Origin of the sequence: Arthrobacter sp. IK3 (assembly GCF_051337705.1) — a bacterium.
In the GTDB taxonomy this organism is placed as follows: domain Bacteria; phylum Actinomycetota; class Actinomycetes; order Actinomycetales; family Micrococcaceae; genus Arthrobacter_B; species Arthrobacter_B koreensis.
The window spans coordinates 88656-113452 of sequence record NZ_JBPPSW010000006.1 but is presented as its reverse complement, the minus strand read 5'-3'; the positions used below and the strand labels follow the sequence as shown (position 1 = coordinate 113452).

The 24797-nt window shown below is 67.0% G+C and carries 25 protein-coding genes; 24 read left to right on the top strand and 1 reads right to left on the bottom strand.

Going from position 1 to position 24797, the window contains the following annotated elements; genetic code table 11:
* Positions 1 to 51 precede the first annotated feature (51 nt).
* From ACSLGO_RS09690 to ACSLGO_RS09660, 7 genes are read left to right on the top strand one after another with little or no spacing between them, the layout of a single operon-like run.
* Positions 52 to 1542: an ABC transporter substrate-binding protein gene (locus ACSLGO_RS09690; protein ID WP_436401000.1), complete on the top strand. Its 1491-nt coding sequence runs from the start codon at positions 52 to 54 to the stop codon at positions 1540 to 1542.
* A 50-nt stretch (positions 1543 to 1592) separates the two neighbouring features.
* Positions 1593 to 2675: a class I SAM-dependent methyltransferase gene (locus ACSLGO_RS09685; protein ID WP_436400999.1), complete on the top strand. Its 1083-nt coding sequence runs from the start codon at positions 1593 to 1595 to the stop codon at positions 2673 to 2675.
* A complete protein-coding gene (locus ACSLGO_RS09680; protein ID WP_386917352.1) occupies positions 2672 to 3721 on the top strand; it encodes an ABC transporter ATP-binding protein in 1050 nt (349 codons plus the stop codon). The genes ACSLGO_RS09685 and ACSLGO_RS09680 overlap by 4 nt, the downstream gene beginning before the upstream one ends.
* On the top strand, positions 3718 to 4794 hold the full coding sequence (locus ACSLGO_RS09675; protein WP_419243393.1) for an oligopeptide/dipeptide ABC transporter ATP-binding protein: 1077 nt from the start codon (positions 3718 to 3720) through the stop codon (positions 4792 to 4794). The genes ACSLGO_RS09680 and ACSLGO_RS09675 overlap by 4 nt, the downstream gene beginning before the upstream one ends.
* On the top strand, positions 4794 to 5075 hold the full coding sequence (locus tag ACSLGO_RS09670; RefSeq protein ID WP_325786565.1) for a hypothetical protein: 282 nt from the start codon (positions 4794 to 4796) through the stop codon (positions 5073 to 5075). Before ACSLGO_RS09675 ends, ACSLGO_RS09670 begins: the two co-directional genes overlap by 1 nt.
* Positions 5072 to 6067 carry an ABC transporter permease gene (locus ACSLGO_RS09665; protein ID WP_436400998.1) on the top strand — a complete coding sequence of 332 codons (996 nt, stop codon included), beginning with the start codon at positions 5072 to 5074 and terminating at the stop codon, positions 6065 to 6067. Before ACSLGO_RS09670 ends, ACSLGO_RS09665 begins: the two co-directional genes overlap by 4 nt.
* Positions 6064 to 7017: an ABC transporter permease gene (locus ACSLGO_RS09660; RefSeq protein ID WP_436400997.1), complete on the top strand. Its 954-nt coding sequence runs from the start codon at positions 6064 to 6066 to the stop codon at positions 7015 to 7017. Before ACSLGO_RS09665 ends, ACSLGO_RS09660 begins: the two co-directional genes overlap by 4 nt.
* A 77-nt stretch (positions 7018 to 7094) precedes the next feature.
* Here the strand turns inward: ACSLGO_RS09660 and ACSLGO_RS09655 are convergent, their stop codons facing one another.
* Positions 7095 to 7871: an IclR family transcriptional regulator gene (locus ACSLGO_RS09655; protein ID WP_436400996.1), complete on the bottom strand. Its 777-nt coding sequence runs from the start codon at positions 7869 to 7871 to the stop codon at positions 7095 to 7097.
* Between the two features lie 229 nt (positions 7872 to 8100).
* Between ACSLGO_RS09655 and ACSLGO_RS09650 the strand changes: the two genes are divergently transcribed.
* The 17 genes from ACSLGO_RS09650 to ispG all read left to right on the top strand — a co-directional run bounded on the left by ACSLGO_RS09650 (position 8101) and on the right by ispG (position 24793).
* Positions 8101 to 9801, top strand: coding sequence for a nitrilase-related carbon-nitrogen hydrolase (locus ACSLGO_RS09650; protein ID WP_387005010.1), 1701 nt, complete (start codon positions 8101 to 8103; stop codon positions 9799 to 9801).
* Positions 9798 to 11900, top strand: a complete 2103-nt coding sequence (locus ACSLGO_RS09645; RefSeq protein WP_436400995.1) for an FAD-dependent monooxygenase — start codon at positions 9798 to 9800, stop codon at positions 11898 to 11900. The genes ACSLGO_RS09650 and ACSLGO_RS09645 overlap by 4 nt, the downstream gene beginning before the upstream one ends.
* Positions 11901 to 11908: 8 nt before the next feature.
* Positions 11909 to 12655 carry a maleate cis-trans isomerase family protein gene (locus ACSLGO_RS09640; RefSeq protein WP_386917345.1) on the top strand — a complete coding sequence of 249 codons (747 nt, stop codon included), beginning with the start codon at positions 11909 to 11911 and terminating at the stop codon, positions 12653 to 12655.
* 12 nt (positions 12656 to 12667) lie between these two features.
* Complete coding sequence (locus ACSLGO_RS09635; RefSeq protein ID WP_386917344.1) at positions 12668 to 12964, top strand: Dabb family protein; 297 nt, start codon at positions 12668 to 12670, stop codon at positions 12962 to 12964.
* Positions 12961 to 13632 carry an isochorismatase family protein gene (locus ACSLGO_RS09630; RefSeq protein WP_436400994.1) on the top strand — a complete coding sequence of 224 codons (672 nt, stop codon included), beginning with the start codon at positions 12961 to 12963 and terminating at the stop codon, positions 13630 to 13632. Before ACSLGO_RS09635 ends, ACSLGO_RS09630 begins: the two co-directional genes overlap by 4 nt.
* A gap of 22 nt (positions 13633 to 13654) precedes the next feature.
* Positions 13655 to 14335: an isochorismatase family protein gene (locus ACSLGO_RS09625; RefSeq protein ID WP_436400993.1), complete on the top strand. Its 681-nt coding sequence runs from the start codon at positions 13655 to 13657 to the stop codon at positions 14333 to 14335.
* On the top strand, positions 14332 to 15288 hold the full coding sequence (locus ACSLGO_RS09620) for a polysaccharide deacetylase family protein (RefSeq protein ID WP_325786555.1): 957 nt from the start codon (positions 14332 to 14334) through the stop codon (positions 15286 to 15288). The genes ACSLGO_RS09625 and ACSLGO_RS09620 overlap by 4 nt, the downstream gene beginning before the upstream one ends.
* A 4-nt stretch (positions 15289 to 15292) precedes the next feature.
* Positions 15293 to 16225: a hypothetical protein gene (locus ACSLGO_RS09615; RefSeq protein WP_325786554.1), complete on the top strand. Its 933-nt coding sequence runs from the start codon at positions 15293 to 15295 to the stop codon at positions 16223 to 16225.
* On the top strand, positions 16222 to 17604 hold the full coding sequence (locus tag ACSLGO_RS09610) for an MFS transporter (RefSeq protein WP_419243388.1): 1383 nt from the start codon (positions 16222 to 16224) through the stop codon (positions 17602 to 17604). The genes ACSLGO_RS09615 and ACSLGO_RS09610 overlap by 4 nt, the downstream gene beginning before the upstream one ends.
* A 98-nt stretch (positions 17605 to 17702) precedes the next feature.
* Complete coding sequence (locus tag ACSLGO_RS09605) at positions 17703 to 18521, top strand: HpcH/HpaI aldolase/citrate lyase family protein (protein WP_325786552.1); 819 nt, start codon at positions 17703 to 17705, stop codon at positions 18519 to 18521.
* Between the two features lie 81 nt (positions 18522 to 18602).
* Positions 18603 to 19280 (top strand): NAD(P)-binding oxidoreductase, encoded by a 678-nt coding sequence (locus ACSLGO_RS09600; protein WP_386886244.1) that lies wholly within the window; start codon positions 18603 to 18605, stop codon positions 19278 to 19280.
* Positions 19281 to 19388: 108 nt separating this feature from the next.
* Positions 19389 to 20621 carry a 1-deoxy-D-xylulose-5-phosphate reductoisomerase gene (dxr, locus tag ACSLGO_RS09595; protein WP_091606255.1) on the top strand — a complete coding sequence of 411 codons (1233 nt, stop codon included), beginning with the start codon at positions 19389 to 19391 and terminating at the stop codon, positions 20619 to 20621.
* Positions 20622 to 20631: 10 nt separating this feature from the next.
* Positions 20632 to 21972, top strand: coding sequence for a M50 family metallopeptidase (locus ACSLGO_RS09590; RefSeq protein WP_436400992.1), 1341 nt, complete (start codon positions 20632 to 20634; stop codon positions 21970 to 21972).
* Between the two features lie 64 nt (positions 21973 to 22036).
* Positions 22037 to 22669, top strand: a complete 633-nt coding sequence (locus ACSLGO_RS09585; protein ID WP_091606250.1) for a MarR family transcriptional regulator — start codon at positions 22037 to 22039, stop codon at positions 22667 to 22669.
* 66 nt (positions 22670 to 22735) lie between these two features.
* Positions 22736 to 23188, top strand: coding sequence for a hypothetical protein (locus ACSLGO_RS09580; protein WP_091606247.1), 453 nt, complete (start codon positions 22736 to 22738; stop codon positions 23186 to 23188).
* Between the two features lie 20 nt (positions 23189 to 23208).
* A complete protein-coding gene (locus tag ACSLGO_RS09575) occupies positions 23209 to 23502 on the top strand; it encodes a YciI family protein (RefSeq protein WP_091606243.1) in 294 nt (97 codons plus the stop codon).
* A gap of 124 nt (positions 23503 to 23626) precedes the next feature.
* Complete coding sequence (gene ispG / locus ACSLGO_RS09570) at positions 23627 to 24793, top strand: flavodoxin-dependent (E)-4-hydroxy-3-methylbut-2-enyl-diphosphate synthase (RefSeq protein ID WP_055240429.1); 1167 nt, start codon at positions 23627 to 23629, stop codon at positions 24791 to 24793.
* Positions 24794 to 24797: the final 4 nt, after the last annotated feature.

Here is a 24797-nt window from a genome sequence, read left to right as displayed (position 1 = left end):
AAACCGTCCGTGGGCTCCATGCGGACCTCCCTGAAGCGAGAGAGAAGAACCATGAATACACCCCGGTCCCGCCGCCTTTTTGCCGGAGCAGCGCTCAGCCTCGCCGGTGTGCTGGCCGTCAGCGCATGCGGGAATTCTGCCGGCTCCGATAAAGCCGCAGCCGATTCGGTCTCCGTCGGCTCGATCGTCAGCACCAGCGCGATCAACCCGCTGATGTCCTACTACGGCACCTGGCTGCTGGCCGCCTACGAACCCCTGGTCACCGTGGACCGGGCTACCGGCGAAGGGCAGCCGAGCCTGGCCGAAAGCTGGGAAATCGCTGAGGACAACCTCACCTGGTCCTTCAAGCTGCGCGAGGGCGTCACCTTCCACGACGGGAGTGAGTTCACGGCCGAGGACGTGGTGTTCTCCCTGACGACCATCAAGGAAAAGGGCTACCAGCCCGCTACCTACCTCACCCAGGTTGAATCCGTGACGGCGCTGGGGGACTACGAGGTGCAGATCGTCACCAGCGAACCTACACCGCTGCTCCTTTCGCAGCTGAGCCTGGCGTACATTGCGCCGTCGGACGCCTGGACCGAAGAAGGGTTCAACAGTGCAGGAGCCGGCACGGGCCCCTACGAGATCAGCGGTTTCGATGCCGGCCAGAGCATCACGCTCACCGCCAACGAGGACTACTGGGGCGAAGCGCCGGCAACGCCGAACGTCACGCTGCGCACCTTCTCCGATCAGACATCACTGCAGTCCGCGTTCGAAGCCGGAGAGGTGGACATTGCCCACCAGCTGGGCACCAACGCCATCCAGGTCCTGGGCGGGAACTACGACGTCTCCACCGAATGGGGCGGCAGCCTGAATTTCTTCCAGTTCAACGCGGACAAGGGTGCCTTTGCGAACCCTGAACTGCGCCGGGCAGCGAACCTGGCCATCGACGCCGAGGCCCTCACCGCGTCCATGACCGCCGGCGCCGGGGAACCAGAGGACGGACAACTGGCCCTCGAAGGCGTCACGGGTTACTCACCGGACATCACCCGTCCGGAGTTCGATCCTGAAGAAGCAAAGAAGATCGTCGAGGCTGAAGGTGCGACCGGCACTGAAATCACCATCACCGGACAATCCAGCCAGAACAAGAATCTGTACGAGGCGATGGGCCAGATGCTGGAGGCAGCCGGGTTCAAGGTCAACCTGAACCTGGTGGAAATCGCCGACTGGGTCGTCCAGGCCCGCGGCACCACCGACGCAGACATCCTCTACCGGGGCCTCTCCTTCAACGGCATCTATGACATTGACCGCGGCTTCACCACCATCTCCCGCATGAATTCATCCGAGGAATGGGCAGCCCTCTACGGGGCAACCCGCAATGAAATGGACAGCCAGAAGCGCGAAGAGCTGCTGATCAAGGCCAGCGAATATGTCAACGAGCAGAACCTGGCGCTGTGGACCTTCGCTGCTCCGGCCGTTGGCGCCGTGCAGGACGGCGTGGAGGGCGTGGACTTCTCCACCGGCCTGTCGCTGTACCTGACGGACATCACCAAGACCAGCTAGCGCGCGCCCGCCCCACACCGCAGAACCCCGTACGGAAGGACACCCCCCCCATGGCAGCTCCCTCAGCCACACTGACCGCCCAGGCCCAGGCCCAGATTCGGATTGACCAGCGCGGCCGGTCCGAGCTGGCCTTCCTCAGGCAGATGCGCGGGGCCCTGCTGCCGCTGCGCCAGGACGTCCGTGCCGCGCTTGAAACGGCCGGCGTCCTGGCAGGGGAGTCCGGGGCGGACATCACCGCGCTGCGGAACGCTGCAGCGCCCGTCCTGGCAGATCTTCCGGAACAGCGCGTTGTTGGGTCGGTGCTTCGCTGGTGCCGGGACCAGACCACCCCACGCGCCGTCGCAGCCTTTGAACGCTCCCGCGCAGACCTTGAAGCGCTGGCCTCGGTTCCGGCAGGGCTGGTCGAAGACCTGCTCGGCGATGAGGTGCCGCGCTACTGGGACTACGAGTTCCACGGCACGGCAGGAGGCTGGGACGGCCACGAACACATGGGGTTCATCCACTTTGAGCTGGTCTACAAGTACCTGTTGATGGCCGCCTACGGAAACAACATCTTCGCCCTGCGCAAACAGGTGGCAGAAGCCGCCCCGCGCAGCGGCTACCGGCGCATCCTGGACCTGGGCGCCGGCACCGGCCAGTACACGATGATGCTCGCCGAGGCCTACCCCGAGGCAGAGATCACGGCCCTGGATCCCTCCCGCACCTCACTGAACTACGCCAAGCGCCGCTCCCTGGACGCCGGACTGAACTGGCGCTGTGTACGCTCACTGGCGGAAAAGACCGGCCTGCCGGATGCCTCCTTTGACCTGGTCACCTCCTTCATCCTGCTCCACGAAGTCCCGCCGCACATCACCCGTGCCATCCTGGCCGAATCCTTGCGGCTGCTGGAACCCGGGGGTGAAATCCACTTCTCCGACGTAACTCCCTACCGCGCCTGCGAACCGTACAAGGCGTGGAATGACGACTGGGACGCCGAGCACGGCAACGAGCCGTGGTGGCGTACCGCAGCCACGGCACAGCTTGGCGAATGGGCGGAAGCGGCCGGTTTCGTGGACATCACTGAGGGAGCACTGACACCGGACGGCGTCTACCCCTGGATCCTCACCGCACGCAAGCCGCTGGAGAACGCATGAGCACCGCCGCTCCGGCCCTGCCTGAGGCGCAGGCGCCCCTGCCGGCAGCCGGGGACGGAAACGGCATCTCCCTGAAGGGCGTCAGCGTCCACCTGCCCACCGCTACCGGGGAACTGCAGATCCTGCGCAGCGTGGACATTGACGTCCCCGCCGGGAAGATCGTTGCCCTCGCCGGGGAATCCGGTTCCGGAAAATCGACGGCGATGCTCGCCATGGTCCGGCTGCTTCCCTGGGGTGCGCGCGTCGGCGGGGAACTGCTGGTAGGTCCCCACGAGATCACCCGCATGAGCCCGGCCCACATGCGTTCCTTCCGGGCCAGCTACGCCCGCGTCATCTTCCAGGACCCGTGGAGCGCCCTGCACGCCATGCACTCGATCGGCGGGCAGCTCGTTGAATCCGCATGTGCGGCAGATCCGGGCCTGTCCAAGGCCGCCGCCTGGGACCTGTCCGTGGCCATGCTCGCCCGCGTCGGCATCCCCGACCCGGAGGCGAGGATGCGCACTTACCCGCACCAGGTGTCCGGCGGGCAGCTGCAGCGCATTGTGATTGCCATGGCGCTCGTGGCCCGGCCCAGGGTGCTGCTCTGCGACGAACCAACCACCGCCCTTGACGTCACCACCCAGGAACAGATCCTCGAGCTCCTCCGCGAACTCAACCGCGAGATGGGGCTGACTATCGTGATCGCCACCCACGACCTGGACGTCATCGACGGTCTGGCCGACCACCTGGTGGTGATGTACGGCGGAACGGTGATGGAGCAGGGACCCATGAAGGAAGTCATGGGCAACCCCCAGCACCCCTACACCTGGTCACTGCTGCAGGCGCAGCCCAAACGCCAGGGCGGGGACCGGCTGCTCACCATCCCCGGACGCCCGCCGGCACTCGATGACCTTCCTCCCGGCTGTGCCTTCGCGCCGCGCTGCGCCTCCGCCGCTCCGGAATGCTCCGCGGCAGTGCCCGGACTGCTGGCCCTCACCGTTCCGGACCACCGCACCGCCTGCGTCCGCGTCCAGCAGGCGGTCTCCGCCCAGAAAGGCACCGAATGAACTCCGAAACGGCGCACGGCCCCGAAGCGGTCCTGCAGATCATGTCCCTGGAACAGCACTTCAAGGGCGCCAAAGGCAGCAAGGTGGTTGCCGTGGACGATGTCTCGCTGTCGGTGCTCCCGGGGCAGACGGTCGGCGTCGTGGGCGAATCCGGGTCCGGAAAAACCACCCTGGGCCGGGCCGCGCTGCGGCTCTACGAACCCACCGCCGGACGGATCTACTTTGAAGGTGAGGACGTGACCCGGCTCCGCGGCCGGCGCCTGACCCGGCACCTGCGCCGCCGCTCGGCGATGATCTTCCAGAACGCCGGCACAGCCCTGAACCCCTCACTGCGGCTGGGCGAATCCCTGGCTGAGCCCCTGGAGGTGCACCGGGTCGGCAACGCACGGACCCGCACCGCCAAGGTGGAAGAGGCACTTGAAAGCGTGGGGATCGATCCGGCCTGGTCCCTGCGCTATCCGCGCCAGCTCTCCGGCGGGCAGCGCCAGCGGGTAGGGGTGCTGCGGGCACTGATGCTGGAACCCAGCCTGATCGTGGCCGACGAACCCACCGCTGCGCTGGACGTTTCGGTCCAGGCACAGGTGGTGAACCTGCTCCGCGACATCCAGGCCGAGCGGGGGATCTCCTACCTCTTCATCAGCCACGACCTGGAGCTGGTGCGCTACATCAGCACCAAGGTGCTGGTGCTCTATCTGGGCAGGATCGTCGAGTACGGCACGGCGGAGCAGATCTTCGCGAATCCGCGCCACCCGTACACCGTCTCCCTTGTCTCCATGGGGCGGGCGCCCGAGCACCGCCTGGTGCCCAAGGGAGACATCCCCTCGCCGTCGCAGGTCCCGTCCGGCTGTGCCTTCAGCACCCGGTGTCCGCTGGCCACCGATCTGTGCCGCATCTCCCGGCCGGTGCTCACCAACGACGGCTCCGGACGCATGGTCGCCTGCCACCGGGCCGGTGAACTCACCGTCCCCGGCCAGGAAACCGCGGTCCCGGCCATTCCCCACCCGCTGGCCCACATCCCAGATTTCTCCCTGAACCGCCCCGCCGCGGTTCCGGTCCCCTCAGGAGGTAAGTAATGCCCGGTTTCGCCGTCGAAAATGCCAAGTACCTGGATCCCGCCCAGGACATGGATGCCCTGATGGGCATGATCCTGGAACTGGCCTCGGAGGTCTCCGTGCTGCGGGACCGCCAGGCAGTCACCGAAACCCTGCTCGCCGGGCACACCGGACTCCGCCGCGAGGACATTGATGCAGCCCTTCCAGGCCCGGAGCTGCAGGCCGAACTGGAAGAGGCGGGCAAAGCGTTTACGTCACGGCTGATTGCCGCGGCCCGCGGCGCGGGAGCGACGCTGCCGTGAGCGCCGCGACCCTGCCCCGCGCGGGCACCACTGTTTCCAGGGAAAGAACCGAAAAGGTTCGCGGCGTTGCGCTGTACCTGCTGAAGCGGGCCGGACTGCTCGCCTTTGTCCTCTGGGGCGTTGTGTCCTTCCTGTTCGTCCTGGCCCGCATGTCCGGAGACCCCGCCGTCCTGTTCTCTGAACCCGACGCCACCGAGGAACAGATCCAGCTCACCCGCGAGCGGTTCGGCCTGGACAAGCCGCTGCTCGAGCAGTATTTCTCCGCCCTTGCCGGTGCGCTCCGGCTGGACTTAGGCACTTCCTACACCTTTGGCCTGGACGCCGCAGCCCTGGTGGCCGAACGCATGGCGCTGACCCTGCAGGTGCTGCTGCCTGGCCTGGTGATCGGCGTCGCCGCGGCCTTCATCATCGGGATCTATGCGGCACTTAAGCGTTCCAAGGCGCGCTCGCGGGCGCTGATGTCCGCCGCTTTCCTGCTGGACGGCATCCCCTACTTCTTCCTCGCCCTGCTCCTGGTGCTCGTCTTCTCCCTGACCTGGCGGCTGCTTCCGGCCACCGGCAGCGGAACACCGGCGCACACGGTGCTACCCATTGCTGTACTGGCCCTGAGCTCCGTGGCTACCCTCTCCAGACTGGTCCGCGGCCAGTTCCTGGATGTCCTGGGGGAGGGGCACATACTGATGGCCCGGTCCAAGGGCATTTCCCCGGTCCGGGTCCTGTTCCGCCACGCCATGCCCACCGCGCTGCCGCCGCTGATTTCCTTCGTGGGGCTGCTCTTCTCGATCTCCTTCGGTTCGCTGTTGGTGCTCGAACCGATCTTTAACTACGGCGGGCTTGGAGCGCTGCTGGTCCGCAGCGTCACCAACCGTGACTTCCCCGTGGTGCAGGCCGGCGTGTTTGCGATTGCCGCGCTCATCACCGTCATCAACCTGGCCATCGACGCGATCGTGACGCTGATGGATCCCCGACTTCGAACGAAGGTCGCGAAATGACAGTACTGACACCGCCGCCGGCGATTGCGGCAACACCGGATTCACCCGGAGTCCGGCCCAGGTCCAAGGCGCCCTCCCGATTCCGTGAAGTCACCACTGCCGTGTTCTCCGGCTGGGCTGCGCGCCTCTCCGGTGCGGCCCTGCTGCTGCTGGCCTGCTGCGCGCTTTTTTCGGAGTTTCTGGCTCCGTTCGATCCCCGGGAACAGGACCTGCTGCGCATCAACCTGGCCCCGGCCTGGCTCGGAGGTCCCTCCGAGCATTTTTTGGGCACCGATGCCCTGGGCCGGGATATTGCTTCCCGCCTGCTCTATGGACTGCGTCTGTCCCTGGTCATCGGCCTGTCCGCCGCGACCATCGCCGCCTGCCTCGGCCTGCTGCTGGGTGTGCTCGCCGGCTACTACGAGAAGATGCTTGGCACGGTGCTGCTTCGGCTGGCCGACGTGCAGCTGGCCCTGCCGTTCGCGGCAGTGGGAATCGCGCTCTCCGCCGTCGTGGGATCCGGTGCGGTCATGTTGATTGTCTTCCTGGGCTACTGGGGGTGGACCACCTTCTCCCGGGTGATCGTCTCCACCGTCTCCCAGGTACGGAGGGTGGACTACGTCACCGCGGCCCGGACCTACGGGGCTTCGGCGCCGCGGATCATGTTCCGCCATGTACTGCCCTCGGTGATCAGTCCCGTAGTGGTGCTGTGGACCAACATGGCGGGCATCCTGACCCTGGCAGAATCCGGACTCTCGCTGCTGGGACTGGGCGTGCAGCCGCCGGAGTTCACCCTGGGCTCCATGTTGGCGGACGGACAGACCGACCTGCGCCTGGCCCCCTGGGCGGCCATCGCACCCGGGGCTGTGCTCATGGTCATCCTTCTGACATTCAACACATTCGGCGACTCGCTGCGCGATGCCCTGACCCCTGGCAGCCCCAAGTCCAAACACGATCCCGAGCTCAGCTGAGCAACCGGTCCTGCTGTAAAAAAAGGACACCTGCCCGCTCCATGGAGCGGGCAGGTGCCTTTTGCAGCGCGCCGGAACTAGCCTGCGACGGCGAGCGCGTCGGTAATCTGCCGTGCGGCGTCGGCGATGCGTTCCTGGATGCGGGCCCGGTCAGCGTCCTGGAGGCGGTAGACGGGCCCCGCAGTGCCCAAAGCCAGCACTTCTCCGCCGGGAGCGTGTACAGCTGCCGCGCAGCCCCAGATCTGCGGATCGATCTCTTCGAAACTCTCAGTGCGCCCCGTCCGCGCCAGTTCGTCCAGGGCCTCCGGCGTGAGGAGGGCACGGTGCGTGTCGGACGCTACCTGCGCATCGACGGAGGCCACGTAGCGCTCCCGTTCACCGCGGGGCATGTAGGCCAGCAGCGTGCGGGGGATCGAGCCGGAGTGCAGGGACATGGCCTGGCCCCGGCGGAACTGCAGCCGCACGGCCTGCTGGGACTCCACCCGCTCCACGCAGTATGCGTAGTCCCCGGCCCGGCGGGCAATCAGCACGGTCTCACCGACCTCGTCCCGCAGCCGCGTCATGACCGGAACGGCGATGTCCACAATGTCCGTACGGCTTGCGGTGTGCGCGGCGGCAAGGTCCAGGACGCGGGCAGTGACCCGGTAGGCGCTGTCGGTTGCGGATTCGAGGAAACCCTCCTCGCGCAGCAATCCCACATAGCGGTAGGCGGTCGACGTCGTCAGGCCCAGTTCCTGCGCCAGCTCGGCGACCGTCCAGGTGGGGCGGGAGCCGGTGAAGAGGCTAAGCACGCTGAGGGTCTTCCGGCCGGTCTCGGCTCCGCTGGTTCCTTTGGTGCGGGCAGTTGGGGTCATCCCTGGTCCTTGTGGGTTGGTTTGGTCTGAATGGGCAGTGCGTTTTGCGGCCACTGGTGAGCCATCCTATGGGAATTTCAGTCCCAGCAATTGTTAAATGCTTGTTTCGCCTGCCGTTCCGCGTTGACGGGGTCCCGCCCACCTGACTAGCGTTATTCCCAGTTAATAGGAATCTATTCCCATAATATGGCAATTGCTGGTTTGGGTGTAGCTGAGGAAAGGAAGCTCCATGGCGAAGGTCCGCTTTGGCACCGCCCAGTTCTTCTCGGGTCCGGATAGCGCGGCCAACCTGCAGGCCTGCATTGGCTGGATGCGCCGAGCCGCCGAGGCCGGTGTGCAGCTGCTGGTGCTGCCGGAAAACGCCAACCGGGTCCGGGACTTCACCACCCGCGAAGGCGCCTGGGAACATTCGGAGGACCTGGACGGTGAGTTCGTCACCGGGCTGCGCGCAGCCTGCGCCGAACTGGGCATCTGGATCGCCGCAGGGGTGGACCTGCGCGGGGTGAACGCCCCTGACGTTTACATCGGCCAGATCCTGATCGATGCTGACGGGGCAATTGCCAAGGTGCACCGCAAGCACATTTTCTGGGACTACGAATACACGCTCTTTGTTCCGGGCACCGAGCCGGTCACCGCCGTCGACACTGAACTGGGCCGCCTCGGCCTGCTGATGTGCGCTGACGGGATTGTGCCCGAAGTTCCGCGGCTGCTGGCCCTGGACGGTGCGCAGGTGCTGCTGAACTCCCTGAACAGCCGCGGCCCGGACGAGCACCGCCTGCACGTACCGCAGCGCGCGATGGAAAACCGGGTCTGGCACGTTTCCTCCAACACGGTCGGCGGGCCTGCAGACGCCTACCCGTGGATGGGCGGATCACAGATCGTCTCGCCTGACGGAACCGTGCTGGCCTCCGCCGGGGAAGCCGCCGAAGAGCTCGTCTGGGCGGACCTTGACCCGGCTACTGCGGATGACAAGACAGACCCGGCTCGCGGGGACATCTTCGCCGCGCGCCGTCCCGACCTGTACGAAGACCTGGTCCTTCCGGTGGAGGACGTCCACGCTGCAGCGATGTACGGCCCGGCCGGAGACATGCCCTCCAAACTGATCACCGTTGCCCCGCTGCAGGTCTCGTGGTTCCACAACCGGGACTGGACCCTCACCCGCGCCCTGGGCCAGATCGCCTATGCCGGCACCCGTGCCGTAACCCTGGGCGTACTGCCGGAAATGTTCTGCTTCCGGCCCGGCGAGGTGGCGGCCGATCCGCACGCCGCCGCACAGTTCAGCGCCGGGGCCCTGGAGCAGCTCCGCTCTGCGGCGGAGCAGGCCCGCCTCTACGTCGCGGTGAATCTGGTGGAAGAAGAAGACGGTGCGTTCTTCAACACCACCTGGCTGATTGATTCCTCCGGCAGCGTGTGCGCACGCTACCGAAAGACCCATCTGGAGTCCTCGGAAGGCTGGGCCACACCGGGCGATGACCTCACCGTGGCACACACCGGAATAGGCCGGATCGGCTTTATGACCGGCGGGGAGGTCTGGTATCCGGAAGCCGCCCGTGTCCTCACCCTCCGCGGTGCGGAACTGATCGTCCACCCCACCGGCTGGGACCGGCCTGAGGCGGCGAAGGTGGCTGCGGTCCAGCGCACCGAGGAAAACCGCGTTCACCTCGTGTCCGCGGCCCGGCTCGATTCAGCCAGCGAACTGGGCAGCCAGGTGGTCGAGTCCGACGAGTTCGTTCCCGGCCAGCCGATCGCCCTGATGCGCTTTCCGACCGCCTGGACCTGCCGCGGCGGGTTCGAAGAGCAGATGAAGGTTGAGCTTGACCTGCGCGGCTCGCACTCCAAGGTCCAGGGGTTCCACCTGGACCCGGTAGCCACCCGGCAGCCCTTTATCTACCAACCTTTCACCCGGACCACGGAGGTGGCAGCTCGATGACAAGCACATTCAGCCCGGACAGCCAGGCGGGCACCCACGTGCAGGTCCTGGTGGCCGGCATGGGACCCACCGGTATGGTGGCCGCCCTGGCCCTGGCGCAGCGCGGCATACCAGTCACAGTCCTGGAAGCCGGCACCGACCTTGCCGAGGAATCCCGGGCGTCCACGTTCCATCCGCCCAGCCTCGAGATGCTGGATGACCTGGGCATCCTGGCCGAGGTTGAGGCACTCGGCCTGCCGGCTCCCCGGTTCCAGTACCGGGACAAGTCAGGTGCCATCCTGGCGGACCTGCTGCTCGAAGCACTCTCCGATGACACCCGGTTCCCCTACCGGCTCCAGTGCGAGCAGAACCGGCTCACCGAAGTCATCCTCGCCAAGCTGGCCGACTATCCGCACGCAACCCTGCGCTTCAGCGCGCCGGTCCAGCGTGTTGAACTGGGCACCGGCAACGCGCGCGTCTTCCTGGAGGGGGACGGACGCCAGCCCAGCTACACCGCTGACTGGCTGATAGCCGCCGACGGCGCGCGCTCGAAGATCCGCAAGTCATTGGGTATCGCATTCGAAGGGCTCACGCTTCCCGAGCGTTTCCTGGTCGCTTCCACGACGCATGAACTGGCGCAGGAATTCGATGACCTGGCTCTGGTGGCCTACCTCTCCGACCCCGCGGACTGGGGTGTGCTGCTGCGCACTCCCCGGCACTGGCGTGTCCTGATGCCCATCGGTGAAGGCACTTCCGACGCCGAGGCGCTGGACCCCGCGACGATCGAACGCCGCATCCAGAACGTGGCGCCGAAGGACGGCAGCTATCCGCTGGACCACGCGAATATCTACGTAGTGCAGCAGCGAGTTGCTTCGACCATGGCAGCGGGGAGGGTACTCCTGGCCGGAGACAGTGCGCACGTCAACAACCCGCTGGGCGGCATGGGCATGAACAGCGGCATTCACGACGCCGTTGCTGCCGCCAGGACGGTGGCCGCAGCCCTGGCAGGCGCCGACGCCGAACTGGCGGCCAAGGCCTACGACGACGCCCGGCGCAGCACCGCGGTGAACTTCCTGCAGAAGAACACCATCCAGAACTACAAGGACCTGCAGGAAACGGACACCGCAGCTCGGCACGAGCGAACGGTCAAGCTGGGGCGCATCGCCGCCGACCGCGAGCTGTCCCGCAGCTACCTGCTCAATTCCTCCATGCTCTCCGCGGTCGCCCGTTCCAACGACCTGCTTGAGGGCGGACTGCGGGCGGCCCGAAGCGCTGCGGCGCCCGCCGGCCGCCGGCTGTGGGCGGCCCTGTCCGCGGGCACAGTGGTGGCGCCCGGGGCCTACGACGCCGTCAGCGCGGCCCTGGTGCGCAACGCCGGGTTCGGTGCCTGCTTCGTCTCCGGTGCGGCAGCGGCAGCCGTGAGCCTGGGCTGCCAGGACCAGGGCTATGTTGGCCGGACGGACATGCTTGCCCAGCTCGGCCCGGTGGCTGCGGCTTCCGGACTGCCGGTGATTGCAGACGGCGACGGCGGGTACGGCGACGCGCGGCAGGCGGCACACACCACCGCGGCGTACGAACGCGCCGGCGCTGCCGCCATCACCATCGAGGACCAGTTCCAGCCCAAGGCACCGTCCGGCGTGCCGGTAGTGCTGCCTGCGGAGCAAGCCGCCGCCAAGATCGAGGCCGCTGTAGCAGCACGGCGGGAACTGCTGGTCATTGCCCGCACCGATGCATACGCTGCCGAAGGGTTCCCCGGCGTCCTGCAGCGCGCCCGGGCCTACGCCGCGGCCGGAGCGGACCTCATCTTCCCCGAAGGACCGCTTTCCCTCGCGGAACTCACGGCACTGCACCGGGCCACCGGCAAACGGCTCGTACTGAACCGGTCCGAGGCCAGGAACCCTGCCCCCGTCGCCCTGGAAGAGCTGTCCGCTGCCGGCGTGGCGCTCGTCCTCTACCCGGTGACCGGCCTGCTGGCTGCCGGAAGTGCCCTGAGCGGAGCCTACGAGTCACTGGCCGCCCAGGCATGGCCCGTTGCAACCGAACAGCTCGGCTGGACCTCCCTGAACGCCCTGCTTGCCTCCGGTGCTGCCGCCGGAGCCCTTTCGTCCCAGACCACCTAAGGAAAACAATGCCCTCCTATCTCTCCGAACGCGCCGTCCTGGGCGTGATAGTGCCGTCCACCAACACCGTGGTGGAAGCCGAATACAACCTCATGCGCCCGCCGGGGGTCAGCTTCGCGGCCAGCCGGATCTTCATCAGCCAGCCGGAACTCAGCGACGACGCCTCGTTCGTCGAATTCCTTGAGGACCTGCGCACCCAGACCGGGTACGCGGTCAGGGACGTGCTCACTGCTGAGCCGGACCGCATAGTCATGGGCATGTCTGCTGAGACCTTCTGGGGCGGCGCCAAAGGCGCCGCAGCCTTCGAAGCCGGTATCCGCGAGCGGGCCGGGGGACTGGAACTTTCCACCGGCGCGGCTGCCTGTGATGCGGCCCTGAAGAAATTCGGCGCCCGCCGGATCAGCTTCATCACCCCCTACCAGCCGGTTGGCGATGAGCAGGTCCGCGCCTACTTCACCGACATGGGCTACGAAGTCCATCAAGTGCACGGTTTCGCCTGCACCTCGGCCACCAACATCTCCGAAGTAACCCGGGAACAGATCCGCGAAGCGTTCCTCGCCGTTGACGGCCCGGAGGTGGACGCCCTGGTGCAGGCCGGAACCAACCTGTGCGCCGTTGAAGTGGCCGCCGAACTTGAAAAAGAACTTGGCAAACCCGTGATCGCCATCAACGCCGCCACCATCTGGCACGCCCTGCGTGCCCAGGGAATCGAAGACAAACTCACCGGCTTCGGGCGTCTGCTCGAAGAATTCTAGAAGGAGCCCCGCATGGCATTCCGACACATTGGCCTGCTGACCCTGCGCCCGGACGCAGACCCTGCCGCAGCCGGCGACATCCTCTCCGGCCTAGCGGCCCTGCGGGACCTGGTGCCCGGCGTCGAATCCGTCCAGGCAGCACAGGACGCCGGGCTGAAGGACGGCAACGCGGATATCCACTTTGAAGTGGCATTCGCGGATGAAGCCGCCTGGCGGGCTTATCAGATCCACCCAGCCCACGTGGCACTGGTCCAGGAGCGCATTGCCCCGGCAATCGCGGCCAAGGCCTTCGTCCAGGTTCGCGAATGAGTCCGGTGCCGGTGCCGGTCCCGCGCAGCGCAGCGGATTTCACGTCCGACTTCAGTGCCGCCGGACTGGACGGCAGCCTGGGCCCGGGAGCACGCCCGGCTCTGCTCCTCGTGGATCCGGCGACTGCCTACACGGATCAGGCTTCACCGCTGTACGCCGGCGTGGAAACCGCCGTTGCCGGCATGCAGCGCCTGCTGGCCGCTGCCCGCAGCCACGAAATCCCCGTGTACGTTACCCGGGTTCGGTTCTCCGGCCCCGGCGACGGCGGACTGTTTGCCCGCAAGGTGCCGGCTACCCGGGTCTGGCACGAAGCGAGCCGCTGGGCACAGTTCATTCCCGGACTCGGCCCCGAAGCCGGCGAAACCCTCATCACCAAGCAGTACCCCAGCGCGTTCTTCGGCACCCCGCTGGCCTCCCTCCTGTCAGCGGCGCGGATCGACACGGTCCTGGTAGCAGGCCTCACCACCGGCGGATGCATCCGGGCCACTGCCCTGGACGCGCTTCAGAACGGGTTCATCCCGATTGTGGCTAAAGACGCGGTGGGGGACCGGCACCCGCAAATCCACGCCTCGAACCTCGTGGACATCCAGGCAAAGATCGCGGACGTCGAGACGGTGTCCTGGATCGAAGACTACCTGGCAAGCCTCCCCGAATCTCCGGCGCCCTAAACCCCACAGAACAGGACATCCCATGAGCATCCAAAGCCCCGACTGGAACCGGGAAATGGCGAAGATCCGGCAGTTGCGTGCCGAGCGTCCCCGTGTTGGACCGGGTCAGCGTCCGGCCGTCGTCGTCGTCGACTTCCAAAGGGCCTTCGTGGAACACGAGGGCTGCGGCCCTTCGGCCGCCGCCGCCCTTGAGGCAACAGCGGAACTATTGGCTGCAGCGCGTGCCGCCGGCGTGCCCGTCATCTACATCAAGATGGTCCTGGATGACCTCCAGGACCGCATGCTGGCCCAGCGGGTGCGCTCCTCGCTCACCGAACGCTGCCTGCGCGGCAACCCCTGGACCGAAATCTCTACCGTCGTTGCACCGGAACCGGGCGATCACATCGTCGAAAAGACCGTTGCTACCGCGTTTTACAAGACCCGCCTGGATGACCTGCTGGGGCAGCTGGGCACCGACGAACTGATCGTTGCCGGAACCTCCACCAGCGGCTGCGTCCGCGCCACCGTGATGGACGCCGCCTACCGCTCCTACCGGGTATCGGTCGTCGAAGAGTGCGTGGACGACTTCCGCACCCTCTCCGGAGAAGTCAGCCTCTGGGACATGCAGGACCGTTTTGGGGACGTAGTGGGGCTGGCAGAAACCCTGGACCGGTTCGCTTCCCTCGCAGCCGCACTGCCCGGACACGGAGCGCTTCCGGCATGAACGGAGCCGCCATTCGCCATGACGAACGCCTCGTCTACGCGCCCCTGCCGGACCGGCCCCGCGTGACCTGGCCCGGGGGAAAGACCGTCGCTGTGTGGCACGCGCCCAACGTGGAGCACTATGACTACGTGCCTCCGGGCGGGGGAGGAGTGCAGGGACGGGTCTCCACACCGGACCTCCAGCACTACACCCACCGGGACTACGGCAACCGGGTGGGATTCTGGCGGCTGCTGCGTGCAGTGGATGAGTTTCAGATCCCCGCCACGGTTTCCCTGAGCCTGCAGGTCCTGGAGGAACTCCCCGAGGTACGCGACGCCATGCTGGAGCGGAATTGGGAAGTGATGAGCCACGGCATCAACAACCTGCGACCGCTCTACGGCATGTCTGCTGAGCAGGAAACCGAGTTCTACGAACTGAACCAGGCCCTGGCCCTCTCCTACACCGGGAAGCCGATCAAGGGAATGCTCGGGCCCAAGGTCTCCGGCACGGAGAACACCTGCGAGCTGATGGCCGCCCACGGCATGACCTACCACGCGGACTGGATCCATGATGAACAGCCCCGGCCGCTGCGCACGGCAAGCGGCGCGCGGCTGGTCTCCATCCCGTACTCGTTTATGCTCAACGACGTTCCACTGCTGCACGCCAAGCATTTCTCCGGCGGTTCCTTCGCACGACTGGCCAAAGCGCAGGTTAGCCGTCTGCTGCGCGACGCGGCCGCGGACGGCCAGGGACGGGTGGCCTGCGTGGCCACCCACCCCTTTGTGGCAGGACAGCCCCATCTCTCCCGGCACATCCGGGACATCTTTGGGTTCCTGCGCAGCCAGGACAACGTCTGGCTGGCCACCGCCGGTGAAATCACCGACTACTACCTCGAACACCACTACGATGCCCAGCTCGCGTACGCCCAGGAACTGGCTGCTGCGGCCGGGCAGCCCGCCCTGGCTAGGAGCTGACACAGTGCCCATCATCCACCACCCGGCCCACGCCGTTCCGTACGCACCGGACATTCCCCGCAGCTACGAACCCTTCCGGCCTGCCTGGCAGGGCGGGGCGCCGCTGACCGTCTCCCTGCTGCTGCACGCCCCGCGCTACGCCGATCCGGTGCCGCCGGGCTGTTACAAGCCACTGGCCATGCAGGGCGGGGTGGGGCGTGAAACCGGCGAGCCACGCCCCGGCCAGGTGGCCCGTCTGTCCCAATGGGATTTTGGCCTCACCACCGGAATCTTTCGCCTGCTGGACATCGCCGCCCGGCACGGAGTCCCGGCCGCCGTGGCACTGGACTCACATGCCGCCGCACTGCCCGGCCTGGGCCGGGCGCTGGGCGAGCGAGCCGGGGAAATCGTGGCCCGCGGAGCCGCAGCGAACATCGTGCTGGATCCCGCCATGGACACGGCCGCCGAACGCGCCTACATCGCCGCATCGCTCGAAACCGTGCAGACGGCCACCGGGCGGCAGGTGCGGGGCTGGTTCTCCCCGGAACGGACCTCAACCCCGCGCACCAGCTCCCTGCTGGCAGACCTGGGCATCAGCTGGTTCGGGGACTGGACCCTGGATGAGGCGCCGGTTGCCCTCGCCGGACCTGCCGCCGGCCTGACAGCGGTGCCCTTCAGCCTTGAGACGGAGGACATGTTTGCGCTGTACACGCGGGGACTGCCCTTCGACGACTACGAGCAGCTGCTCGATGACACCGTTGACCAGCTGGTTGAGGACGTCCGCAGCAGCGGGCACCGGTTCCTTGGCCTGAGCTGGTTCGGGTGGGTCCTGGGGCAGGCGTGTTTCGCCGACGTCGCCGACGCTTTCCTGGGCCGGCTCGTGTCCCGTCCGGACGTTGCCTTCGCGCTGCCATCCGCGCTGGTCCCGGATCCGGTACCAGGCGCCGGACGGCCGTGACCCGGGCACCAGCGGCCGAAGTCCGGCCTGAGCTCCCCGGCAGGCTCGGCTGGGCACTGGGATCGGGCACTATCCTGCAGGGGTTCAACTCCTCGATTATCGCCGTCGCGATGGTCTCCATTGGAGTGTTCTACGGCAACGAGTCAGCCCTTCCCTGGCTGGTATCCGGCATGTACATCGCCTGTGCTGTGGCTTCACCCACCGCAGGCCGCCTCGTTGACCTGTTCGGAGCAAGGCGCCTCTACCTTGCGGGGCTGGGCATCGTGCTGGCCGGATCAATGCTTGGTCCGTTCGCCCCGGGCATTGCCGAACTGATCGCCGTCCGGGTGCTGATGGGAATTGGTGCATCCATCCACTTCCCGGCCGCCATGGCGATCATCCGGCGCAGTGCAGAAGACCGGAACGCCTCCAACCGCCGCGCCATCGGAACGATAGCGCTCTGCGGGCAAACCATGGCCGCGATCGGCCCGTCCATAGGAGGGTTCCTGGTTATGGCAGGCGGCTGGCAGGCCATCTTCTGGGCCAACATCCCGCTGGTGGCTGTATCCGCCCTGCTGGTCTTCAGGACCGTGGCACCGGATCCCCGGCCGCAGCCGCGCAGCGCCCGGACCATCCTGAAACTCCTCGACGCTCCCGGCCTTCTCCTGTTTGTCCTGGCGCTGGTCGCTTTGATGGCGGGACTGCTGGAGTTGGACGGAACGCTCGTCACAGCCGCCGCACTGCTGGCGGCCGCAGCTGCGCTCGGTGCCCTGTTCGCCTGGCGCGAGCTGAACACGAAACAGCCCTTCGTGGATGTCCGGCTGCTGCTGCGCGAACGGGGCGTGCTGCGTACCTGCGGCCGTGCGGTCCTGACCTTTACAGCGTTCTACTGCGTTTTTTACGGCCTGCCGCTCTGGTTTGAGGGCACGCGCGGACTGACCCCTGCCGAATCCGGGGCACTGATGATCCCGGTTTTCGGCGTCGGGGTGCTCTCGACGCTGGCAGCGACGGCCGCCGGCAGGAAATTGCGGCCCCGGTGGCTGCTGCTGATCGGAGGAGCGGCATTCCTGGTGGCCGGCACGGTGCTTGCGCTGACCTGGACCGCCGGCGCGCCTGTGTGGCTGCTGGCCGCCGTCGGGGCCCTGCTGGGTATCCCGAACGGCTTCAACAACGTGGGAAACCAGTCCCTGCTCCAGGCCGTGGCACCTCCCGGGGAAATCGGCGTCGCCAGCGGACTTTACCGAACGGCCCAGTATGTAGGGGCCGCCCTGTCGGTAGTGGTGGTGGACGCCGTGCTGGCAGCGCCCGCCGGCGGCGCGCCGGCGCTGGGGACCACGATTGCTGCTGCCGGTGGGGTGCTGGCCGCGGTCAACGCCGTCGGCGCCGTACGGCGGACCTGATGCCCATATCCCGTCCGGGCCGTTCCTGCGCTACCGGGCGGGCGCAGCTCACCGGTAGGTTGAAAGAAACCCCGCACTACCGCCAAGGAGCCAAGCCAATGACTACTTTCCCCATGGGACCTGCACTGCTGTTCTGCCCGGCGGACCGTCCGGAGCGCTTCGAGAAGGCTGCCCAGCGGGCGGACGCCGTCATCCTGGACCTTGAAGACGCCGTCGCCTTTGAAGACAAGGAACAAGCACGCGAGAACCTCGCCGCGTCCGCGCTGGACCCGGACAGGACCATCGTGCGGGTGAACCCGGTGCACAGCACGTCCTTCCGTGCCGACATGGAGGCGCTCGCCGCCACCGGCTACCGTTACGTCATGGCCGCCAAGGCGGAGGATCCGGGCGAAATTGGACGCGCCCTGCGGCACGTGAGCGTCATCGCTCTCATCGAAACCGCACTCGGTGTGCTGCGTGCCCCGGACATTGCACGGGAGAAGAACGTGGACGCGCTGATGTGGGGAGCCGAGGACCTCCTGGCGTCCCTGGGGGGCGAATCCAGCCGCCGGTCCGACGGCACGTACCGGCCCGTGGCGGTCCAGGCCCGGTCCACCGTCCTCCTGGCGGCAGGCGCCTACGGCAAGGGTGCCATCGACTCCATCTACGGGAACATTGAGGACACCGCCGGGCTGGAGGAAGAAGCCCGCGACGGCGCGGCATCGGGTTTCGCGGCCAAGGCCTGCATCCATCCGGGGCAGGTGGCCGCAGTCCGGGCAGCTTACGCGCCTTCCGAGGAAGACAAAGCCTATGCCCGTGAGCTGCTTGAGGCTGCCAGGGGCAAGGGCGGAGTCTTCAGCTTCCGGGGCGAAATGATTGACGGTCCGCTGCTGCGCCAGGCCGAGCAGACCCTCCGCCGTGCCGGGATTGCAGGCTGACACGGAGGTAATTGCCCTCCTGCGGCGCGGAGTTTGTGCACCCGGCAGACGGGGCGGGCAGGCACCGCGGATACTGGGGCTATGCGCATTGTCATAGCTGGAGCCCACGGGCAGATTGCACGCGAAACCGGCAGGCTCCTGGTTGCCGCGGACCACGACGTCGCCGGCCTGATCCGCAACCCGGACCAGGCTGCCGACCTTGAAGCTGACCGGGTGGCGCCGGTGATCCTGGACCTGGAGAACAGCACACTGGAAGACCTCACCCAGGTGCTCACCGGTGCGGACCTGGCCGTGTTCGCGGCAGGGGCCGGACCAGGCAGCAGTGTTGAGCGGAAGGACAGCGTGGACAGGGCCGGTGCGGTGCTGCTCGCCGAAGCCGCGGAGCAGGCCGGAGTCAGCCGCCTGATCCAGGTGTCCTCAGCAGGTACCGAAGCCGTCATCGGCGGTGCACGGCCCGAAGGCCTCCAGGACACCATGTACGCCTACCTGCTGGCCAAGCGCGCCGCGGAGGAAGATCTGATGGCACGGACAGAGCTGGACTGGACCATCATCCGGCCGGGCACGCTGACCGACGGCGCTCCCGTAGGGCTGGTGGAGCTGGCGCCGGTAGTGCCGTCCAGCACCATTCCGCGCCAGGACGTTGCAGCGGTGCTGGCGGAGCTGGCCAAAACCGGCCGCGGCAGCGGACAGGTCCTGGGACTGGTGACCGGAACGGATCCGATCCCGGATGCCGTGGATGCCCTGCACTCCGCGTTGTAAGCGGGACAACGCCCCGGCATCCCTGGTACCCGCTCCCGCAGCTGACGCAGTGGGGGCACCCGGTGCGGGATACTGGTAGGCATGCAGCTACCTGAGCCCACCGAACCGATGACAGCAGCCTCTGACCGGCCGGCACCGTCCACCGGCCCGCGGATTCCCCGCCGCGTGGTCCTGCTCGGCTCCACCGGTTCCATCGGAACCCAGGCCATCGACGTCGCGGACGCTGCCCCGGACCGTTTCCGCATTGTGGCGCTGGCAGCCGGCGGTAACAACCTGGACCTGCTGGCGCGGCAGGCCGTCCACACCCGCGCCGCCGCCGTCGGCTGCGCAGCAGTGGACCTGGCGACGCTGAAGGATGCCCTGCGCCGTGCCTGCGACGAGGCCGCCGTGACCGGGTATGACCCCGAACTGTTCGTCGGCGCGGGTGCGGCCACTGCCGTCGCCGCCTGGCCCGAGGCCGAAGTTGTCCTCAACGGCATGACCGGGTCAATCGGCCTGGAACCGACCCTGGCAGCGCTGGCAGCCGGTTCAATGCTGGCCCTGGCCAACAAGGAATCACTGATCGTGGGGGGCGCCCTGGTCAAGCAGGCCGCCCGTCCCGGCCAGCTGGTCCCCGTGGATTCAGAGCACTCGGCCCTGGCCCAGGCGCTGCGCTCCGGCACGTTCGAGGAAGTTGACCGGCTGGTGGTCACGGCTTCCGGCGGACCCTTCCGCGGCCGCCGCCGGGACGAACTCGCAGACGTGACGCCCGAACAGGCACTGGCCCACCCCACCTGGAAAATGGGGCGGATGGTCACCACCAACTCCGCCACCATGGTCAACAAGGCATTGGAAGTCATTGAGGCCCACCTGCTGTTCGACGTGCCCCTGGAGAAGATCGACGTCGTGGTGCATCCGCAGTCGATAGTGCACTCAATGGTGCAGTTCACTGACGGTTCCACCATTGCCCAGGCCTCCCCGCCGGACATGAAGCTGCCCATCGCCCTGGGAATGGGCTGGCCGGAGCGCGTGCCCGGCGCCGCAGCGCCCTGCGACTGGACCAAAGCCACCGAATGGACCTTCGAGCCGCTGGATGAGGAAGCGTTCCCGGCGGTCCGCCTGGCCAAGGAAGCAGCTGCCTCCGGCGGAACCGGCATGGCGGTCTACAACGCGGCCAACGAGGAAGCCGTTGATGCCTTCCACGACGGTCTCATCGGATTCACAGACATAGTTGATACGATCGCCGCCGTGCTGGCCGAGCACACCGAGTCCGGTGAACTGACACTTGACTCCGTGCTGGCGGCGGAGAAGTGGGCCCGGGCCGCAGCCCGGGCACGAATCGGCGGAGGCCGCAAGAACTAAGGAAGTTCCGTTGAGCGTTCTACTTTTTATCCTCGGCGTGCTGTTCGTGGCCGCCGGCATCGCGGTATCGATCGCGCTGCATGAGGTTGGCCACCTGTTGCCGGCCAAGGCGTTCAAGGTCCGCGTGACGCAGTACATGATCGGCTTCGGCCCCACCATGTTCTCCCGCCGCCGCGGCGAAACCGAGTACGGCGTCAAGACCCTGCCCCTGGGGGGTTACGTGTCGATGATCGGCATGTTCCCGCCCAACAAGGAAACGCACGACGGCGATGTGCGCCGCTCCAGCACCGGCATGTTCCAGCAGCTCGCCGTGGACGCCAGGCAGGCCGAAACGGACCGGCTGGAGCCCGGTGACGAGAACCGGGTCTTCTACAAACTTCCGGTCTGGAAGCGGATCATCATCATGCTGGGCGGGCCCTTCATGAACCTGCTCATCGGCGTCGTGCTCTTCGCCGTGCTGCTGATGGGCTTTGGCAACGCCCAGGCCACCACCACCCTCGCCTCGGTGAACGAATGCGTGATCAGCGGCAGCCAGGCGGCGGCCGGCCAGACCGAATGTGCGGACACGGACCCTGCGGCTCCCGCGCACGAGGCAGGACTGCTCCCCGGAGACACGATCACCCGCTTCGACGGGCAGCCGGTGCAGGAATGGGCGCAGCTCTCAGAGCTGATCCGCGAAGCCGCCGGGCGCTCGGTCACCGTGACCTATGAGCGGGACGGCGTCGAGGCCGAAGCCGCCATCACCCCGCTGCTGACCGAACGTCCCGTCACGGAAGAGGACGGCACACCGGTCCTCGATGATGCGGGCAACCCGGTGACCGAGGAAGTCGGCTTCATCGGCGTCGGCTCCCAGACCGCGCTGGTGCGCCAGCCCGCCACCGAAGTGCTGCCCATGGTGGGGGAGAACCTGCAGGGAATTGCCGGCGTCGTCATCAACCTTCCGCAGCGCCTCGCCGACGTTGCGCAGGCTGCCTTCTCCTCCGAGGAACGCGATCCCAACGGTCCCATGTCCGTAGTAGGCGTTGGCCGGATTGCCGGTGAAATTTCCTCCATGGAAGAGTCCCCGGTGCAGAACCGGGTGGCTGTACTGATCGGCCTTGTGGGCAGCGTGAACCTGGCACTGTTCGTGTTCAACCTGATTCCGCTGCTGCCGCTGGACGGCGGACACGTGGCGGGCGCCCTGTGGGAGTCGCTGCGCCGCGGTGTCGCCAGGCTGTTCCGCCGACCCGACCCCGGGCCGTTTGACATGGCTAAGCTGCTGCCGGTGACGTACGTGGTCGCGGTGCTGCTCATGGGAATGGGTGCCCTGCTGATCTACGCGGACATCGTGAAGCCCGTCAGTTTTTTCTAGTTTCAAATGAAACTGAAACCTATTTTGCTTGTAAATCTTTTTGCAATCGAATACGGTTTCAGGCATGTTCGTACTGACGATCGACCAAAAGGACAGCCGCAAGACTGCTGACCGGGTGCCGGAGCTGCTCAACCTGCTGGGTTCCGAAGAACTGGAGCTTCCGTTTGAGCGGACCGTGGGGGACGAGGTGCAGGGCGTGGCCTCGTCTGCGGATGCTGCAGTGAACGCGGCCCTGGCGGCGCTGCGCCAGGGCGGCTGGTCCGTAGGAATAGGCGTAGGCACGGTCGGACGGCCCCTGCCGGCCTCCTCACGGGAAGCCGGGGGAGAGGCGTTCATCGCCGCGCGCGCCGCCGTCGACCGCGCCAAGAAAACCGGTGACCGTCCGCCCCTCGCCGTCGCCGCCGCGCCGGAAGCCGGTGAAGAAGCCGCTGAAGCGGCCGCGCATGCCGAGGCCGTGCTGGTGCTGATCGCCGGGCTGGTCTGCGGCCGCAGCGAAGCGGAGTGGCGGATTTTGGAACACGTCGACCCGCACAAATGGGGAGCCCAAAGCGCCGCAGCACGTATGCTCGGGGTCAGTTCCCAGGCAGTGAGCAACGCCGTCCAGCGGGCCAAATGGCAGGAAGAGTGGGCCGCCCGTCCCGCAGCAGCGGTGCTCCTCGACCGGGCGGACCGCGCAGCCGGTTCTCCGCCGAGATAGCAGAAACTGCCCGTTACAGCGCCGAGACGTGCAGTTTCTGCCATCTCGAGGAAGACAAGGAGTTCCATGGACCTGCTCTGGATCGTGCTGGGCCTGGCGGCGGCCGCCGTCGGCGGATGGCCGGTCACCAGCGGAGTGCTGAAACTGGCGCGTGCGGTGGAAGCCGCCCGCCCCGGACCTGACCCCGCCCGCGACCCGGCCGCGGACCAGGTCCATGACCTGGCCGGGGAGCCCGTGATTCCGCCGCTGCCCAGCCGCCCGCCTCGGCCGGCCGGGCCCGTGGTCCTGCGCGGCGGACTGGTGATTGGGTTCCTGGAACGGCTCGCCGTGGCAGCTGCCGTGCTCGCTGATGAGCCGGTTGCCATAGCGTACGTAGTCGCCATCAAGGGACTTGGCCGGTACGCCGAACTCAAGGAGACACCGGCCGCCGCCGAGCGGTTCATCATCGGAACCCTGGCCTCCATGCTCTGGGCCGTGGGCATTGCCGCCGCCGTCCGGGTGGCGCTGCTGCACGGCTGACATCCCTTAGGGTGGGAATCATGAGTATTTTTGCAGTTGAGTACGTGTACGACGCCGAATCGGCAGCAGTGCGGGACGAGCACCGTCCGGCCCACCGCGAATGGCTTGCCGCGCTGGTTGAAGAGGGCAAGGTCCTGGCCAGCGGTCCGTTCACTGACGGCGCCGGCGCGCTGCTCATCTTCACTGCCGCAGACGAAGACGAGCTGAACAACCTGCTGAAGCAGGATCCGCTCGCCGTTGGCGGCGGCATCTCCGGACTCAAGACCACCGAGTGGAAGCCGGTCACGGGTGCCTTTGCGCACCTGGCGGGCTAAGCCCTGAGTGATATTCCACCCGCCTGCGGCACAGCGTGCAGCAGGCGGGTGGATAATAGGACAGGCGCGCTTATCCCCGCCGCCGGAGACTAATGAACTGCCCGCAGGGCACATGGAGGATGTTTTGACCTCGGTCAACCTAGGAATGCCAGCAGCACCGCCGCCCGTCCTTGCCCCGAGGCGCAAAACCCGCCAGATCAAGGTGGGCTCCGTAGGGGTCGGGTCAGACTTCCCGATCAGTGTGCAGTCGATGACCACCACGCCCACCACGGACATCAACGCCACCCTCCAGCAGATCGCCGAGCTCACGGCGTCGGGCTGCGACATTGTGCGCGTAGCCTGCCCCAGCGCCGATGACGCAGCGGCGCTGCCTATCATCGCCAAGAAGTCGCAGATCCCGGTGATTGCGGACATCCACTTCCAGCCGAAGTACGTGTACGCGGCCATCGAAGCCGGCTGCGCTGCGGTCCGCGTGAACCCGGGCAACATCCGCAAGTTCGATGACCAGGTCAAGCAGATCGCCAAGGAAGCCAAGGACGCCGGCGTGTCCATCCGGATCGGCGTCAACGCCGGGTCGCTGGACCCCCGCCTGCTGGCCAAGTACGGCAAGGCCACTCCCGAAGCGCTGGTCGAGTCCGCCGTCTGGGAAGCCAGCCTCTTCGAGGAACACGACTTCCACGACTTCAAGATCTCCGTAAAGCACAATGACCCGGTGGTAATGGTCCGCGCGTACGAGCTGCTCGCAGAGCGCGGCGACTGGCCCCTGCACCTGGGCGTCACAGAGGCAGGCCCGGCCTTCCAGGGAACCATCAAGTCCGCCACCGCTTTCGGTGCACTGCTCTCCAAGGGCATCGGCGACACCATCCGTGTCTCCCTCTCGGCACCGCCCGTGGAGGAAATCAAGGTTGGCAACCAGATCCTTCAGTCGCTGAACCTGCGGCCGCGGAAGCTGGAAATTGTCTCCTGCCCCTCCTGCGGCCGCGCCCAGGTGGACGTCTACACCCTCGCCGAGCAGGTCACCGCCGGACTCGAAGGCATGGAAGTTCCGCTCCGCGTCGCTGTCATGGGCTGCGTAGTAAACGGACCGGGTGAGGCGCGTGAGGCCGATCTGGGTGTAGCCTCCGGTAACGGAAAGGGCCAGATCTTCGTCAAGGGCGAAGTCATCAAGACCGTTCCGGAAGACCAGATTGTTGAAACCCTGATCGAAGAAGCGATGAGGATCGCCGAGGACATGGGGGAGGCCGATGGCGAGGATGCTGGCACGGGTGGCCCCATGGTTACCGTCGGCTAGGACG